The 17,060-nt window shown below is 44.3% G+C and carries 13 protein-coding genes; 6 read left to right on the top strand and 7 right to left on the bottom strand.

Going from position 1 to position 17,060, the window contains the following annotated elements:
• Positions 1-93 precede the first annotated feature (93 nt).
• Positions 94-948 (top strand): M48 family metallopeptidase, encoded by an 855-nt coding sequence (locus tag QUB52_RS26105; protein WP_332975311.1) that lies wholly within the window; start codon positions 94-96, stop codon positions 946-948.
• Between the two features lie 81 nt (positions 949-1,029).
• Here QUB52_RS26105 and QUB52_RS26100 read toward each other — a convergent pair whose 3' ends face one another.
• The 5 genes from QUB52_RS26100 to rfbF form a co-directional block, all read right to left on the bottom strand.
• Complete coding sequence (locus QUB52_RS26100; RefSeq protein ID WP_265238264.1) at positions 1,030-1,806, bottom strand: metallophosphoesterase family protein; 777 nt, start codon at positions 1,804-1,806, stop codon at positions 1,030-1,032.
• 391 nt (positions 1,807-2,197) lie between these two features.
• Positions 2,198-2,944, bottom strand: a complete 747-nt coding sequence (locus QUB52_RS26095) for a DUF1995 family protein (protein ID WP_265238266.1) — start codon at positions 2,942-2,944, stop codon at positions 2,198-2,200.
• 149 nt (positions 2,945-3,093) lie between these two features.
• Complete coding sequence (locus QUB52_RS26090; protein ID WP_332975310.1) at positions 3,094-3,825, bottom strand: cyclase family protein; 732 nt, start codon at positions 3,823-3,825, stop codon at positions 3,094-3,096.
• Positions 3,826-3,958: 133 nt separating this feature from the next.
• Positions 3,959-5,020: an acyl-CoA dehydrogenase family protein gene (locus QUB52_RS26085; RefSeq protein WP_332975309.1), complete on the bottom strand. Its 1,062-nt coding sequence runs from the start codon at positions 5,018-5,020 to the stop codon at positions 3,959-3,961.
• Between the two features lie 167 nt (positions 5,021-5,187).
• Entirely contained in the window at positions 5,188-5,964 is a 777-nt protein-coding gene (gene rfbF, locus QUB52_RS26080) for a glucose-1-phosphate cytidylyltransferase (RefSeq protein WP_332975308.1), read from the bottom strand.
• Positions 5,965-6,212: 248 nt separating this feature from the next.
• Between rfbF and QUB52_RS26075 the strand changes: the two genes are divergently transcribed.
• Both QUB52_RS26075 and QUB52_RS26070 read left to right on the top strand, forming a co-directional pair.
• Positions 6,213-6,752, top strand: coding sequence for an RNase A-like domain-containing protein (locus QUB52_RS26075; protein ID WP_265238274.1), 540 nt, complete (start codon positions 6,213-6,215; stop codon positions 6,750-6,752).
• Positions 6,749-7,048: a contact-dependent growth inhibition system immunity protein gene (locus QUB52_RS26070; RefSeq protein ID WP_265238275.1), complete on the top strand. Its 300-nt coding sequence runs from the start codon at positions 6,749-6,751 to the stop codon at positions 7,046-7,048. Before QUB52_RS26075 ends, QUB52_RS26070 begins: the two co-directional genes overlap by 4 nt.
• A gap of 133 nt (positions 7,049-7,181) precedes the next feature.
• Here the strand turns inward: QUB52_RS26070 and QUB52_RS26065 are convergent, their stop codons facing one another.
• Together QUB52_RS26065 and QUB52_RS26060 are read right to left on the bottom strand one after the other, a co-directional pair.
• A complete protein-coding gene (locus tag QUB52_RS26065) occupies positions 7,182-8,510 on the bottom strand; it encodes a GH39 family glycosyl hydrolase (protein WP_265238277.1) in 1,329 nt (442 codons plus the stop codon).
• 138 nt (positions 8,511-8,648) lie between these two features.
• Positions 8,649-12,176, bottom strand: coding sequence for a glycosyltransferase (locus QUB52_RS26060; protein WP_332975307.1), 3,528 nt, complete (start codon positions 12,174-12,176; stop codon positions 8,649-8,651).
• Positions 12,177-12,350: 174 nt separating this feature from the next.
• On the opposite strand from QUB52_RS26060, the gene QUB52_RS26055 reads away from it, so the two are divergent.
• The 3 genes from QUB52_RS26055 (at position 12,351) to QUB52_RS26045 (ending at position 16,531) form a co-directional block, all read left to right on the top strand.
• Entirely contained in the window at positions 12,351-12,485 is a 135-nt protein-coding gene (locus QUB52_RS26055) for a hypothetical protein (RefSeq protein ID WP_332969054.1), read from the top strand.
• 15 nt (positions 12,486-12,500) lie between these two features.
• Positions 12,501-14,819 (top strand): class I SAM-dependent methyltransferase, encoded by a 2,319-nt coding sequence (locus QUB52_RS26050; protein WP_265238283.1) that lies wholly within the window; start codon positions 12,501-12,503, stop codon positions 14,817-14,819.
• A 419-nt stretch (positions 14,820-15,238) separates the two neighbouring features.
• Positions 15,239-16,531, top strand: a complete 1,293-nt coding sequence (locus tag QUB52_RS26045; RefSeq protein ID WP_265238285.1) for an ATP-binding protein — start codon at positions 15,239-15,241, stop codon at positions 16,529-16,531.
• Positions 16,532-17,060 lie beyond the last annotated feature (529 nt).

Genomic DNA, 17,060 nt, shown 5'->3' with positions numbered 1-17,060 from the left:
CCTTCTTCCTTCTTCCTTCTTCCTTCTTCCTTCTTCCTTCTTCCTTCTTCCTTCTTCCTTCTTCCTTCTTCCTTCTTTTAGCACTTATCAATCATGTTAAAAAGTTTGTGGTTGACTTGCCGGCGTACTTGTGGCCGGGGGATTTATCTGTTTCTGTCGGTGATTGTGGCTGCGGGTATCTGCGTGATTTCCCCACAACCGACTCAAGCATTTTCTTTGCCGGAACTGATTTTTCGGGGGATTCAAGTTATTCAATTGTCGAATATGTCCGATCGCCAGGAGTTGACTGTTGGCCGACAAATCAATCAGCAGTTGACGAACAGCGAGTTTAAGCTCGATCGCGATCGGGCTACTACAGCATATATCAACCGCATCGGTCAACGGCTGGCAGAGCAAAGCACACGCCCGAATATTCCTTATACTTTTCAGGTGATTGACGACAACAATATTAATGCTTTTGCGACGATGGGCGGTTTTGTTTATGTAAATAAGGGTTTGATGGCGGCGGCGGATAATGAGGCGGAATTAGCAAGTGTGATCGCCCACGAAATCGGGCATATTAGTGCTCGCCACTCGATTAAACAAATGCGTCAAATGGCGATCGCATCTGGTGTCGCTTCCGCGGCTGGGCTGGATGGTTCTAAGGCGGTGCAGATTGGGGTGGAGTTGGCTTTGCGTCGCCCTCACAGCCGCCAAGCTGAGTATGAGGCGGATCAGTTGGGTTTGCAAAGTATGGGGCGATCGGGCTACGCTCAATCTGGGATGGTTGATTTTATGAAAAAGTTGCTCAACCAACCTTCTCCGCCGAGCATTTTGAGCACTCACCCGGCTACTAGCGATCGGATTGCTGCAATCTCCCAGGCTATTGATCCGAATCTGGCTAGCGGTGAGGGTTTGAATAATGCGGATTATAAGCTGGAAATACGTCGGTTGTTGCGAGCTTCGTAGTTTTTGGTAGGGTGTGTTAGCGGTGGGTGAGTTGTGTTGAATTGCGATCGGACTTCAACGCAACTCAACCTACAACTTAATTTAAGCCTCTTGAACAACAGAAATCAACTGAGCTTTCGACTGAGCTTTCGGAAGTGGAATCTGCGGCTTCAATTGTCTAACAACTTCATCAAACGGCAAAATTCGGACTTGATTGTTAAACACATTTACCTGGTAAACTCTGCGGTAATTCAGGTCAAATCCAGTCAGCCAGCCACTTTTGGGATGATAAGCGCCCGTGTCAATATCCAGCCACCCTTGGCCCCTGACTAATTCACCAGGCCTCACACCCTCAAAGGTAAAAGTGATCGTGTGACCGGTAATAATTAATTTATCTGGGAAATACGGTTTCGGTATGGTGTGAAATTCTTTGCGAATCCAGCACAATTGTTCGCTCGACTGTTTGTGAATTGGCATAGTCGGATGCACACCCGCGTGCACCAGCCAGATATCGCCTAAGTCTAAATGCGTTGGGAGCGATCGCAACCATTCTAAGTGTTTGTACGGCATCATCCCTGTATCCTTGTAGCTGGCGACAGTCGCATCGCCACCGCTGTATAGCCAAGATTGCCACGCCCGCAGATCCACTGACGGCCCCGACAAAGCATCTAACATCAGTTGTTCGTGGTTTCCCAGCAAAGTTTGGTAGGGGCTTTGCTCCACAAAATCTAATACCTGAGCGCTTTTCGGCCCGCGATCGATTAAATCTCCCAAAAAATATACGCGATCCTCCGAGCTCGGGGCGAGTGCCTCTAGCAAAAGCATTAAGCCATCGTAATGCCCGTGTACGTCCCCAATAACAATGCGCCGGTGCTCCACTGTGTTTATCCGCTTTTCTGACTCGAAACCTTAATTACTAGCTTATAGCATCTGATTTAGCTGCTATTTCCTCCGATCTTTGGCTGAGGAGGGGTGTCACCCATTATACTGCTTTTATAAAGATTTAGTAAAGTTCTTTCAATTCCGTTTGCGTAGTTACGGATCCCAACACTCGAAAGCTCTTAATTGCGTTTTTGCAACTCCTGTTACTGAGTCAAAGCTGTAGGGTGCGTCAGCCATTAGCTGACGCACCCTACAATACTGTTAATTAAGTGATTGCGAAAAAACAATAGTATCTTGTAGCGGTGGGTTTAGCTAAGAATCACTCCTATACAAGCCAGTTGATCAAGGCAAAACCCGCCCTCCCCATCAGAGCTTTATTTGTACCCACCTATTGAGTCAAAGCTTTGAGGAAAGTCTGCATTTCTGCTAACAAACCTTTCTTTTTTAGCGGTTTTGCAGGTGCGGTGGAATTGGGATCGGCGACTCCCATCCCTTTCGCTAAAATCCTTTCTAAATCGTCTCCCACGGGTTTTTGGGCTGTTTCCGAAATTAATTCGTATTCGTCGTTTATTTCCAGCCAGACTTGCCAGGGTTGCGGGTAACAGCGGAATAAAGCCGCTGTGTCTAGGGGTCTAATGTAGTAGCAAGATTCGATTTTGCTCAGGAATCGATCGCGCAACTGACGGCCTGCATAGCCTATACCTATAGTAGCAACATCTTCGAGGCGCGGGTTGAGCAAGATCACAGGGCGGCCCGCCGCAGCTATGTAAAGTTTTTCGACTTGCGACACCTCTACCGCCGCCGGATTCACCAGCAAAAACATTTCATCTTCCGGTGCGATGTTATCTTCAACAGGAGTGCGGCTGCTGCCCAAATCACTTATTTTAAAAGGTACTTCTCCCCAATCGCGGCGGGCGAGGGCTGCCGCACCAGCATCGGGAAAAAAGACTTTCACCCCGGAATGACTCTCCTCAAATTCTGGTAAGAATTGTTCCGTGATAGACTGTGCTTGCAGGGCGATTTCGGGAAAGACTAATTCGACTTGCAGGAGATTTTTGCCATCCGAGAGGGCGGCGGCGGTTGCTATGCGCGATTGGGCGATCGCATCATTGAGATCATTGGGCAGTTCTGTCATTAATCTTATTATTTGTACTCGACTTTTCTTAATCCAATTTTACCGCATTAAGAACGCTGAGCGTGGAAATCTTAATATTAACAAATAATCAAAATCTTGTGGGTGGCTTTGAGCAGCACCCAGAATATGCAATTCAAATATGCAACAGTTTAAGCGACAAAAGCTAACACCGACACAGGCGAACCGGAACCTCCCAAAAGGCGTAATCTTCCGATCGCCAAAGTGAAGTCAGCCGCAGGTAACAAGTCAAGATTTGCCAGATTTTCCAGCACAATTCGCTGTTTTTGCAATACCAGTTTGTTAACTGCAAAACTTTCATCTTGTCCCGCATCGACTCCGTGAGTATCAATACCAATTCCGGCAATTAAGCGCTCTTCTAGCAAAAATTGAGTTGCAGCTTGACCAAATCCGGGAAAGTGGCAAATTCCGCCCTCGTCAGGATTAAAAAATGCTATATCATCATCCCATTTTGCTTGCCATCCAGTATACAATAAAACTAGATTTTCCGGTTCTATAAGTTTGTGCTGCCGTTCCCAACTCAATACATCATCTATCGTTAAAGTGTAGTCTGGATTGGCAAGACTTTTATCGCGAATGTCGATCGCAATTCCCGACAAAACTAGCGACTGTGGCGCATAACTATCAACACTCGCGCCTGCTGGATCGAAGGTATTGGGTGCGTTGATGTGAGTGCCGCTGTGTTCTCCCATTGAGAATTTTCGCAGGAAATAGCCGTTTTTGTCTATTTCAGATACAGTTTCAAATTCTGTCGCTGGATCTCCAGTCCAGATCGGAATATTTGGATGAATTGCATGGCTTAAGTCTATAATGTCGCGGTAGGCGATCGTTTTTAAATTGTTTGAATTAAAGTTGTTTGTCATCGGCACAAAAACTGACGTTATTTTAATATACATCTTGGTAGGACGGGCAAGATACCAATCCCACAATTTTCTTGGCTTGTGGAATGAGCCGGAGAGCCCGTTCCCGATTCAAATCAAAATCATCTTAGCTGAATCACCCTACAATGCGATCGAGCTCCGCGACCATCACATCCTTGGTTTGCCCGGAAACAGTATACACCAAAGCCTCACGATAAACTCTCCCAGCCGGATGCAGCGTACCGTTAGCCGCACCGCTAGAAACCACCACCGCAGCGTGCCCGCACCGCACCGCTAAATCAATGGCTTCCGCTCGGAGGGCTAATTGTTCTGCTTTTGAGCTATGTTGAGATTGTAGGAAATGCTGTTTTAGCCGATCGAGCTTCTGCTCTAATTTTTGGCAAGCCGCCGCTATTACAGGTGAATCTTTAGAAGTCGCCGCCGCTGAAATTACATCCAATCCCGCTCGAATACAGCCAAAAGTAGCCGGAACAAAATTCAGGATATTTTTGCTGTCGTTTTCCGCAATCCACCCAACAGGTTTAACCGCAATTATTTCCGATTCATGCAGCAACCAATTATCGAGAGTTGCTGTCACAGTATTAGTCGAGTTCATGGCGATTAACTGCATGATTTCGCTGACAGCTATTTTACCATATTCACGATCGATATTGGCAAAAGGTAGCACACCAAAAACCGCGCGATTGTCTGGAAGTACCGCAGCCACAATAAATTTTTGAAATAAGCCAAAACCTGTAATCCAAGGAACATTCCCCGATAGTAAATAGCCATTTGATGCGGGAGTTGCGGTGACTGCCGGTTTGCCCGATCGCCTTAAATGCGAAAACCCAACACCCAAGCGTAACTCTTTTTGGGCGATCGCGCCCAAGTATCTACTTTTTAGCATTTCATTGTCGCTGCTGGCAATCATCGCAGTTGCGCTGTGGTGCTGAGTTTGCAGGAAAGACAAAGCGCCGGAATATCGAGCCGTCAATTCCTGATATTGGTAAAAAAGCTCCGGTGGAATGTCCGCGCCGCCCCATTTTTGGGGAACACGTAACGCTAAGAGCGATCGATTTTCCAATCCTACAAGTGCTATTTTCAGCGCTTCCGAGTCGCTATCGATAATTTCCGCGTGGGGTACAATGCACTCTTTCAGGTAAGTTTCTGTGCTGTTAAAAATATCTTGAAAATCCATTTTTTATGATTGTTTTATAGAATATTGGGCGGTTGAAACCGCGTCTACACAAACAAAACCCACCTCCGTGGGTTAAAGACAATGCGGTTGAAACCGCGTCTACACAAACAAAACCCACCTCCGTGGGTTAAAGACAATGCGGCCGAAAATATCGCCCCAAAACCAACTTATTCCCAAACTTTCCAAGGAGCCTTCCCTTCATCCCAAAGCTCATTTAAATACTTATATTCTCGATAAGTATCCATTGCAAAGAAAAAGCCCTCGTGACGGTAAGCCATCAACTGTCCCTCTGCCGCCAAACGCTGCATCGGCTCCTGTTCTAAAACACAATCATCCCCACCCAAATACTCAAATACCCGGCGGTTAAATATAATATATCCAACACTAATCCATCCGTCTATTTGAGGTTTTTCAGCAAATTCTCGTACTTGACCTTCACTATCAACATCCAAAATTCCAAAACGCGAAATCGGGCGAAATGTAGTCACAGTTGCCAGCTTACCATGAGACTTGTGAAACTCCATCAATTTCTCAATATTGACATCAGCAACTCCATCACCATATGTCACCATGAAATTCTCGTCATCGATATATTTTTCGATCCGTTTTACCCGCCCTCCCGTCAAGCTTTCTGCGCCAGTGTCAGCCAGCGTTACATGAAAATCTTGTTCGCGATGTTCCTGCTGATAAGTGATGCTATTTTTGCGTCCCAGACATATCGTAAAGTCATTGTTCATGGCTTCATAATTCAGGAAATATTCCTTAATCATGTTCCCGCGATAGCCCAAGCACACAATAAAGTTTTGAAAGCCGTAGTGGGCATAGATTTTCATGATGTGCCAAATAATCGGGCGCCCGCCGACATCAACTAGAGGTTTGGGGCGAAATTCTGTTTCTTCTCTGAGACGAGTACCAAGACCACCAGCCAGGATGACTACTTGCATTTTTTCAAATTTTTAAAGATAATCAATTAATCTATCATCAATCCTCACTGATTTTTTCAAAGAATTATTAACATTTTTTCATGGTGAAGCTTTGTCAACCACAAACATCACGAACTATTCTCAATTATCGTAGGGTGCGCAATGCGCACCGCCTACTTAAATGCTGCGCGCAATTCATAACTCACTAATGCTAAAGTAGGAAATAGATAAAAAACAGTAGACTACTATACTGAAGATCAGAAACCGCAATGAAAACTCAACTCGATCGCCTAAAACAGTTTTTAGGTATGATATGCGCGATCGTCTCAATAATTATCGTATTCCAATCGGCAATACCTGGTGTTTACGCCACGGTTATTGAGTCGGAAATCTCCACCATACCACAAACCACGGTAGCTTTTGTGCCTAGCATACCGGGCGGCGGATTGGATGTTCACGAAGCCGCAGGAGGACATACTTTAGAGCGACACGTTGGCAAAACAGAAGCACAACTAGGACAGCGACTCGCAAGCGAAACGAAAATTTCTGCCGCATCTTCCTTTACTGACCGTTCCGTCGCGGAAGCGGCCATTGCGGAAGCAATGAACAGAAATCAAAGTGCGATCGACTCCTGGATGAAAAGTCGAGGTAATCGTTATACGATCGACTATAACGGCAACAGAATAATTGGTATTACTTTACGCCGCCGCGCATCCAAAGCAACTTCAACATCTCGCCTGAGAATTGTCCTCCAGCGCAGCGCCAAATTACCTCCCGGATACTTTATTCTCACAGCTTATCCCCAATGATCGATCAATTTCCTAATTTAACCCAATTTTTCAGTTCCTACTTTCACCAAGACTGGCCACTAGAAGCTGAAACTCCCAGCGATGTAGTGAAAAACTACCTAAGCAGCGAACCGCCCGAAAGTATTGAAGCTACATCAGAAGAACTTAGCAAATTGCTAGAAATGCCGATTTCAGAACCAGATTTAGAAACATTCATGCTCGATGAATTAGGCTGTTATTATGACCCAAACTCAGAGAATCAAACAGCCAGAGAATGGTTGGAATCTGTGCAAAAATATTTGAATAATCTCAGCTAAACTCTATAGGTTTTTAGGTACTGGAAAAAATTCACTTTTCGCCGAAGCCAGATCCCCCTAAATCCCCCTTAAGAAGGGGGACTTTGAGAAGAAAGGCTCTTTTCCCCCCTTTTTTAAGGGGGTTAGGGGGGATCTAAGGCTTGATAGTCAACAAGTAACCTTCATGAACATTGAAGTTAGGAATAACATAAGTCAAGCTGTTTCTATCAACCGAAACACTTACTTCTTTAACCGTGACCAGCTTTTTCACAGCCCCTTCTAGATTGTTGGGAATCTTCTCTAATTTTAGACTAACTTTTTGACCCTTTTGAATACCTAGCTGCTGCAAATTCATCAGATTCAACGTAACGGTTGTTGCTGACGAATAATTGCGATCGAAATAACCCAAAAGCACCTGTGCTTTACCTTCAGAATTTGACTTACTGGCTAAAGCTACAAGGCGATCATGATCTGACTTACTTAGCACCCGCGAATTAACTCCATCAGCATAAGCTTTGTAAGTCCACCAAGCAGCCCTCGGCTCAAAAGTATTAGGCGTAACCATCCCACTCAGCGTATTATTGAAGCAATTGCTAACTTTTTTACCGACTGTTGTATCCCAACAAGCTCTGCAAGCACCATCAGCTTTTGCATACTCCAAATTAGACAAATAACCTAAAATTTCCCCCGGTTGATACTGCGCTAATTCTCCAACAATTTCGTTGACATAAATCTTTTGCAACTTCAGTTCCTTGTAAGAAGGACTTTGTTGAAAATTGCGCTTGGCATCGAATACGTGGTCGTCCACAAATAAAATTATGGTATCGTTTAGTTCGTGCCAAGCTAGAAAATTCACTTCTAGTTTATTGGCTTTACAGTAATCCAAAAAAGCCGCGAGATATTCTTTGTTGTAAGTGCTGATGCTCGGCCCGCCAATCATGGCTGACGGCCCCAATTCTTCCCGCAAGATTTTGTAAGCTCTTTTGTAAGTTTCAAAGAATTGTTCTCTGCTTCCCTTCCAAAACGGATTTACTAAGTCCGGTTCGTTCCAGATATCCCAAATAATTTTTTTGCCCTTATTTTGCTGGGCTAACTGTCGGATGAAGGCTTCCCACGCGGGATAATTTTGATAGGGCCAGCCTTTGGGATTGCTACCATAGCCCCACAAGTCACTGACTAATAGTTGAAATTCGGCTCCGCTGGCGATTACTCGATCGTAAATATCGAGTCTTCCGGCGCGCCACAGCTTCGGCTGCAAGGGCTTGACCAAGCTGTCCGGGGGGTTGCTGGGGTCGATTCCGTGCAGGATGCCGCTCATGGACGTGATGCCGGTGGCTGGTTGTCCAAAATCGACTGTGACGTTCGATCGCATTTGGGCGATCGCATTTGGCTGTCCAAAATACGCGATTAACAGGACAGTTACCACAGCTAAGCAAATTGGCAGCAGTTTATTAATAGGTTTGAACTTGAAGGTGAATTGCATATTGTATGTGGTGGCGAATAGAAAAAGACTTCAATGCAATAAAGGTATGTAGTTGCGCTTGGGCGCTTTTTTCTATATGAAAGAACGCCCAAGCGAAACAACGTACCTCAAATTTTTAGGAATCAAACTCAAAAAGTTCTAACGAACAGACAAAGCAACTTCAAAACCCTGTACTAATTCCATTAATTCTTGCCAAGCTTCGGAATTAATTAACGAACAAGTATCAAGTTGACCACCCTTTTCTGAAGATAAGGCAACAAAATTTGTGATCCAACTCAAGATAGTTTCGCTTGTCAACAATGGCGTGCATTTCCAAGCTGACTGCAACTTGTCAAGCATCCCAGACTGATCTCCGCGATCCCAAGCTTGCCATGCCTGCCATACTAGATAATAGTAATAGAGCATACTGTCAACTTTTTCGATCTGCTTTTGGACTTTGGGGGCGATCCTCTTCGAGGGGTTCGCTAACGCAAATTCATCTTGATTGCCGCTAGCAGACAAGACTTGGGCGACAACTTCTGCGTATTCCAAAACCATCCGTTCTTCCTTAAAAAGCTCTTCTGCCCGCAGTTTACAAGCTTGTCCTGCTAGTCTCCGCAATTCAGGATTTTGGGCCCAGAGTTCTACCGTTGTGGCTAACTCTTGTGCTGTCTGTTGCGAATCAATTGTCGGATCGGCGATTAACTTTCCGGTATCTCCCAACTCTTCAGGAATGCCGCTGACTGCTGTAGCAATTACGGGCAATCCTTTCGCCATTGCTTCCATCACTGCTAGCGGCATTCCCTCTGCTTTGGATGATAAAATAAAGATGTCGCTGGCATCTAACCAATCGGCAATATCCCACCGCTGGCCGATGAATTTAACTTGTTCGGTGACTCCTAATTCGCTGACAGTTGCTCTCAATTCCGGCTCCATATTATCGTGAGTGGTGGAACCTGGGCCGGCCCAAACGAAATATAGCTGGGGCCAAATTGGCAGATTTTTTAGTTTGGCGATCGCCTGCAATTGATACTGATATCCTTTAATTGGAGTCAGTCTCGCCGCCGTGAAACAAACCACAGCCTCTTCGGGGATGCCTTGTTCTTGGCGCAGGCGTTGGCGAGTTGAGAGATTGGGCGGTTCAAAGTAATTGTTCGGCCTGCCGTAATAAATGACTTTTCCCTGTTCCAGAGGCATTTTGAACAAACTCTTGAACAAGTTTAAATTTTCGTGGGAAACAGCGATTGCGGCTTTGGCTAAATTGTACTGATAGGCCACTGCATCGAAATAGGGAACTTGATCTCCGCGGTTGAAATGTTGATAAGTGCGATCGATATAACCGAGAGTAATTACATAAGGTATGTTTTGCTTGATCGCAACTTGTTTCGCCGCAAAATTTGCCATCGGCCAGCCATCGCTAAATATAATTAAATCCGGTTGAGCTTCCGCATAAATTCTTTCAGCATCCGTACAATTGTAGGCAATTCGCAAAAACTCCCTCATTGTATCGAACTCCAGCCAAATATGCTCGATACCTAGCTGCTGCTGTTCGCTAATTAAAGGATTAGAAGCTTTAGTTTGCACGCTAGTAACTCGGTAGCCGTCCGCTGCTAATTTGCAAAGCAGCGAGTGGTTGAACTGCGCCAAACCACCGATTCCGTGGTCTTCTGCGTACAGCAGTACGTGCGGTGCAAGTTTGCGGCCAATTGAACTAGGCGCTGATTTAAATTGATAGATATTGTTGACAGCCTCCGCTACTATGTCTTGCCATTCTTGTAAATTGGTTAAGGCATAGGCATCAAAATTGTTGCTGTATTCTTGCGAAGAAACTCTAAAAGTTTCCAACCATTTAAAAACAGTTTCAGATCCACTATAAGGAGTATAGTACAGAGATTTTCTCAAGCACTCGACCATCTCTGCCAAATATCCGTCGCGATACATTCGCCACGCTATCCACACTAAACACTTGTAACGTTCTGCATTTTTTAATTGGCGTATGCGATCGGGCAAGTCTGGTCTGGCGAAGAAGTTATCCATCACAATTTCCATACTTTTCATAACTTTTTGCCCACCGGACATCAGATTTTGATCATGCTGGCGATAGCAGGTTAATATCTCTTTCAACCAAACACATTTGCAGCCTTTTAAAGTCAAACGCAAAGCAAAATCTAAATCTTCTGTTGGCGGAAAGCGAGGGTCAAAACCGCCCAGACGTTCCCACCACTCGCGTCGCAGCATTATCGCGCTGGGACGCACACTTTTGTACAAGACAAAGGTTTCTAAATTTAAGTTTGGCGAATCTTCCCAAGGCATGGCTGGGTAGATATCTTTTCCGGTTTCATCGACCATTAACCAGCCGTTTTGTACCATCCCTAAAGAGGGGTTAGCTTCAAAACAAGCAATTTGTTTGGCGAGTTTTTCCGGCAGAAAAAAGTCGTCGGCATCTAGAAAAGCTAAAAATTCGCCTTTAGCCAGTTCGCAAGCGCGATTTCGAGCTATTGCAGCTCCTTGATTTTCCTGATAGACATACTGAATCAAATCGCCGTAAGGGTCTAAAACTTGGCGAGTGTTGTCTGTAGAACCATCGTCTATGACAATAATTTCCCAGTTTTTGTAAGTTTGATCTAAAACGCTTTCGACCGCTCTAACAATGTAGCGCTCGCTGTTGTAGGTCGGGATAATGACGCTGACCCGCGTTGTTTTTTTTGGAAGTATGCTAGTCATTAACTGTTGCCATTGTGGTAAGTTTCTTAAAGATTGGGAATCGAGAGTAAGCCCGTAAGCTTTAGAGATAGAATCCAGACGTTTGATCCAATTTATTACAGTTTCTGCGGGAGAATAAGGACTGTAGCTAAAAGATTTTTGGTAAAATTCAACTGCTTCTACTGGATAGCCACTATAGTACAATTGCCACGCCATCCAAGTCAATGCTTCGTAGAAAGCCGGATTTTCTAAATCGCGGATGTGCTGCGGCAAATCAGGACGAGCGAAAAATTGCTGTTTTAAGGTAATAAAAAGATTTGCTTGTTTGAGGGCTTTTTTTATTGATACATTTTGGTCGTGCTGGCGGTAGGATACTGTCACTTGAGGCAGCCAAGCTGCTGCACAACCCAACAGTGCTAAACGTAGGACTAAATCTGAATCGTCTACTGAATCAAATTCTGAATTAAACCCGCTTGCAATTTCTAGCCACTGGCGCGAAAACATCATGGCGCTGGGAAGTACGGGCATTTCTACTATCCAAGTTTCTAAGTCTAATTTGGGGAAATACTCCCAAGGTTTGATATCTGAAATTCTCTCGCCTTGTTTGTTAACTAAACGCCAGCCGCTGTTGACAATTCCTAATGATGGTTGCTGGCGAAACAGCGCTATTTGTGCTGCTAATTTATCTGGCAAAAAGAAGTCATCTTGATCTAAAAATGCTATGAATTCGCCTTTTGCTTCCTGAATTCCTCGGTTGCGGGCGGCTGCTACTCCTTGATTTTCCTGATAAATGTAGCGAATTCTGTCAAAATAAGGCTGCAATACCTGATGTGTCTCATCTGTCGAACCGTCGTCTACAACAATAATTTCCCAATCTGTAAAGGTTTGGCTTAGGCCGCTTTCTACGGCTTGCACGATGTAGCGATCGCCATTGTATGCTGGTATAATTACGCTGACTTGCGGTGTCTGAGTCGCTGCTGACATTATTTACCTCGCTGTTAAGTAGAAGGAAGAAGGAAGAAGGAAGAAGGAAGAAGGAAGAGGGAAGAAGACATATACAGCAAGCTTGAGCGCGAGTCGTATTTTGCGTTTTATGCGTGGATTTACTTAACCTGTTGCTATCTTAGTTTAATCGAAATTGGTTTTTCCTTAACTTTTATGCAAATTAACTTAAAGTTCGATCGCACAAATGGTCATGCAGGCGATACGGTATTTACAGCTAAGCAGATGTCTGTGCATGAGTTAAAACTTAGACAAGTTTTGCTCTACAATCATACATGGAATTATTACTAAACAGGAACGCAAAAAGTGAATTCAGAAATAGTAGCACTAGATTCTCAACAACAGGCAGAAATATATTTAGCTTTAGGGCAGTTGGATCGGGCGATCGCACTTTGCCACCAAATTCTCGCATCCCACCCCGATTCCGCCGAGACTTGCAAAACCCTAGGAAAGGCGCTGCAAGCTCAGGGTAAGCTAGAAGACGCGCGGTATTGGTATAAAGTTGCGATCGCCCAAAAACCCGATTTTGCCGAAGCTTTTGCTAACCTCGGCACAGTCTGCGCTAGTTTGCAACAGTGGCAAGAGGCGATCGACTGTTACCAAAAAGCGATCGCCCTGCAACCAGACTTTGCAGGATTTTACCGCAATTTGAGCCGAATATTTACCGAAGTCGGTCAAGCTGAGCAAGCAGCCGACTGTTGGTATCAAGCACTCAGCGTGGAACCGATCGAAATACCGGAAGAATATCTAGATTTGGGCAATACTTTGTTGGCACAAAACAAGCCAGAAAAAGCCCTAGTTTGTTACCACCGCACTATTTATTTAAACTCTAGTTGTTGTGAGGCTTACTGCAAATTGGCAGAAGCTGCTAGCGCGCTGAAACAGTGGGACGAAGCTATTGTTAACTACCGCAAAGCTATTAAGCTTCAACCGGATATTTCCGATTTTTATTACAAATTAGGCAATGTTTTGCAAGCCAAGGGACTATGGAACGAAGCCGATGCTGCCTACCGCGAAAGTATTGAATTGAATCCAAATTCTTTTTGGTCTTACAACAATTTAGGCGAAGTTCTAATGAAGTTAGAGCAATGGCAAGAAGCTGTCATTATCTACCGCACGGCTGTGGAAATTAACCCAGATTTTTCTTGGTCTTACTATAGCATCGGCGAAGCTTGGAGCAAATTAGAAAAATGGTCGGAGTCCGCCGCAGCATACCAGCGCGCTGTTGACTTAGACCCAAATTTTTCGGGTTCTTGTCACAAGTTGGGAGATGCGCTTTTTCAATTAGAAAAATGGTCGGAAGCTGCCGCAGCCTACCAGCGGGCGATCGCCCTTAATTCCGATTTTTTTTGGTCTCATTATAACTTAGCATTAACTTTAGCTAAACTCCAGGATTGGTTGGCAGCAATCTTTGCCTACCAGCGGGCGATCGAACTCAATCCAGATTTTTCTTGGACTTACCACAATTTAGGAGAACCGCTGTTAAAAACCCAGCAGTGGAAAGCAGCAGCTACCGCTTATCAGCGTGCTATTGAACTCAACCCCAATTTTTCTTGGTCTTATTACAATTTAGGCGATGCTTTGACTGAGATCCACAACTGGAATGAGGCTGTTTCTGCTTACCTTTGTGCGCTACAAATCGAGCCAGATCTCCCGAAGATTTACACCAAGTTAGGCGATGCTCTCATCAAAAGAGTTCCGGCAGATTTAGACGCCGCAACCAGTTACTATCACCACGAATTGCCACCACTGCACGCTCCTGAATTTTACTGCGAAATCGCCCAAAAGTTTGCCGAGAGCGATCGCCTAGATGAAGCTACAGTCTTGTACTTGATGGCGTTAGAAATTCGGCCGCAAGATGCCGCAATATCCGGGAAATTAGCGGAAATTTTGCAGAAAAAGGACTCGGCGGGCGATCGCACTATATTATCAGAGTTGGAGAATGACGATATTCGCGATCGCTACATTGCCCGAGTCGTCAAAAATCAGACTTTTGCAGAAGTCGGCGGATTGTGGGGCACCGTCAACGAAAAAGTATCTGTAGCTAGCAAATATGGTGCAGTTTCTCTGACAATGATTGATGCCGCGCCCGCATCCATAAAGATTTGGGATGATTTTCGCGATCGCATGGCAAGTTTAAATATTGCTAATTATAATTGTATCAGTCAAGATATAACTCACATTCAGCTTGCAGAAATTGGCGAGCCTTACGATGTAGTTCATTGTGCAGGAGTTTTCTACCATCACCCCCATCCTTTGCAAATTTTAACCGGCTTGCGTCAAATAACAGGGCAGTATTTAATCTTAACTTCAGCAATTACCCAAGAACTTATAGAAAACGAACGAGGACGCTACGAAATTCCAGCTTCTGGAGTAATCTTCATTCCCGCTTTAGGCGAAGCAGAACGAGCTATCTTAGCAGCTTACTGGCAGCAGTATACCTACGGCACACCAATTCTCGGAGTAATTGAAAAAGCCGTTTTTGATATCAACGACTTTGGGCCGTGGTGGTGGCTGCCTACAGCTTCTGCTTTAGAATCTATGTGCAAAGTAGCTGGATTTAAGGTTTTAGATAAAGGATTGACTTGGTACAATAACGCTCTGACTCTACTGCTGGGGGTTTAAGGATTGTTCATTCAGTTGACAGTTGACAGTTGACAGTTGACAAAAGAACTCCGAGGATTGGAGTAATGAATAGTCTGATTTTAATTTCTCCCTACAAGGGTGGAGGCTTTAAACCAATTCTTTCAAGTAAACGAACAATAACAAAGATTGTGGACAAACCAATGGTTATAAACCCTGTTTTTGAGCATATTTATAGTTCTATCTCCCCAATATTTTTACTATGAACCACCTCTTTTGTGTAATTCAAAAATAAAAGATAGCAACCGTATCAGACGGTTAGGAATTGCTTAATTACCGAAAATCTTGATTGTTTCCGACTTATCAGTGGAGGATAACTAAGCCTTATTGCATCCGTTACATCCGTTACATCCGTTACACAATCCGTTGCCGAACTTCCTTTATATTTTGGAAAACAATCAATGAACAATCAGCAATCAGAGACGACATTAGGAAACATTTTAATAGTAGACGATACGCCAGAAAACCTGCGCCTGTTGTCTACGATGTTGACTCATCGGGGGTACGCACCCCGCTGCGTTATCAACGGACAAATGGCTCTCAGAGCCTGCAATTCTAATCCGCCGGATTTGATTTTGCTCGACATAATGATGCCAGAAATGAACGGTTATGAAGTCTGCCAGCACCTGAAATCTGAAGCAAAAACTCGCGAAATTCCGGTAATTTTTATCAGTGCTAAAGATGAATTATTCGACAAAGTAAACGCCTTTGCTGTGGGAGCAGTTGACTACATCAGCAAGCCATTTCAGTTTGAAGAAGTGCTCGCACGCATCGAAAGTCACCTTACCCTGCGGAATTTACAAAAGCAGCTAAAAGAACAAAATGTGCTGCTTCAAGAAGAAATCACCAGCCGCTTAGCCGTTGAAAAAAACCTTCACGAAAAAAACCAAATCCTACAACAAGAAATCAGCAACCGCCTCGCCGTTGAAAAAGCTTTGCAAGAGCAAAATTTGCTCCTCCAACAAGAGATATCGCAGCGCCAGTACGCCGAATCGGCTCTCTTAAAATCTAACCAAGAATTGGCGCGTTCAAATGCGGAACTAGAGCAATTTGCTTATGTGGCTTCTCACGACTTGCAAGCGCCTTTAGCAACCATCGCCAGCTACGCTCAACTTTTGGAAAAACGCTATAAAGACCAACTCGACAGCCAAGGTAGTAAGTTTATCGGCAATATCGTTCATGGCTGCACGAGAATGCAAACTTTAATTGACGATTTGCTCGAATATTCGCGAGTTGGCCGGAGTCGGAAACCTTTTCAAATGACAGATTGCAATCAGGCAATCGAGCAAGCAATTGCCAACCTGCAAGGGGCGATCCGCGACACTCAAGCAGTTGTTACTTACAGCGAATTGCCAGCGGTAATGGGGGATTCTTCTCAACTCGTACAGCTCTTTCAAAATTTACTCGGCAATGCGATTAAATATCGCCAAGATGCACCGCCGCAGGTTCATATTACCGCTGGTAAACAGGAGGAAAACTGGTTATTTTCTGTCTCGGATAATGGAATTGGGATTGCTCCGCAGCATCAAGAACGCATCTTTCAAATTTTTCAGCGCTTGCACACTCAAAGAGAATATTCTGGGACAGGTATTGGTTTAGCAATTTGTCAAAAGATTGTGGAACGTCACGGCGGATCTATTTGGGTGGAGTCGGAACCGGGTCAAGGTTCAACTTTTCACTTTACTCTCGCTTAATCGAGACATCATGCAGGCACTTATAGCAGTTGACAGTTGACAGTTGACAGTTGACAGTTGCATAACGGGAATCAAACCATTGATGCTTGACGGTATCAGCTCTATTCATGAAGTTATTTATATCCTCACCGATGTGGCGGTTGCTATATGTAGAAGCTAGAAGGCAGGGGGATCTGAATTAAATCTTATATTTTCAGGCAAAACCTGGGAGGTAGAAGTTAAATTGCCAGTTAGAATGAAAAATATTTTGCGTTGACAGTCGAGTCAGTTCGTGATATGATTTTAACTATTAAACACAATTTTTGTAGCGCTCGCTCACACCGCAATCTGACCGCCGATCTATGTGTAGGTACAATTCAATAACTGCCCCGGCAATCAAAGATAAAATCCAAGTTAGCTTGACACAATTTTTGATAAATGAATATTATGAAAGCAGTTTTTAACTTAGCTGTGCCGTAAGGATTCAGGTCTAAGATTGGGGAATTAAAGAAGGCATAAATAAGTCACAAAAATGGGCAGATATAGCATC

The organism is Microcoleus sp. A6-C6 (assembly GCF_036705955.1).
In the GTDB taxonomy this organism is placed as follows: Bacteria; Cyanobacteriota; Cyanobacteriia; order Cyanobacteriales; family Microcoleaceae; genus Microcoleus.
Note: the sequence above shows the minus strand (reverse complement) of the source record. Positions and strands in the feature narration are given on the sequence as shown.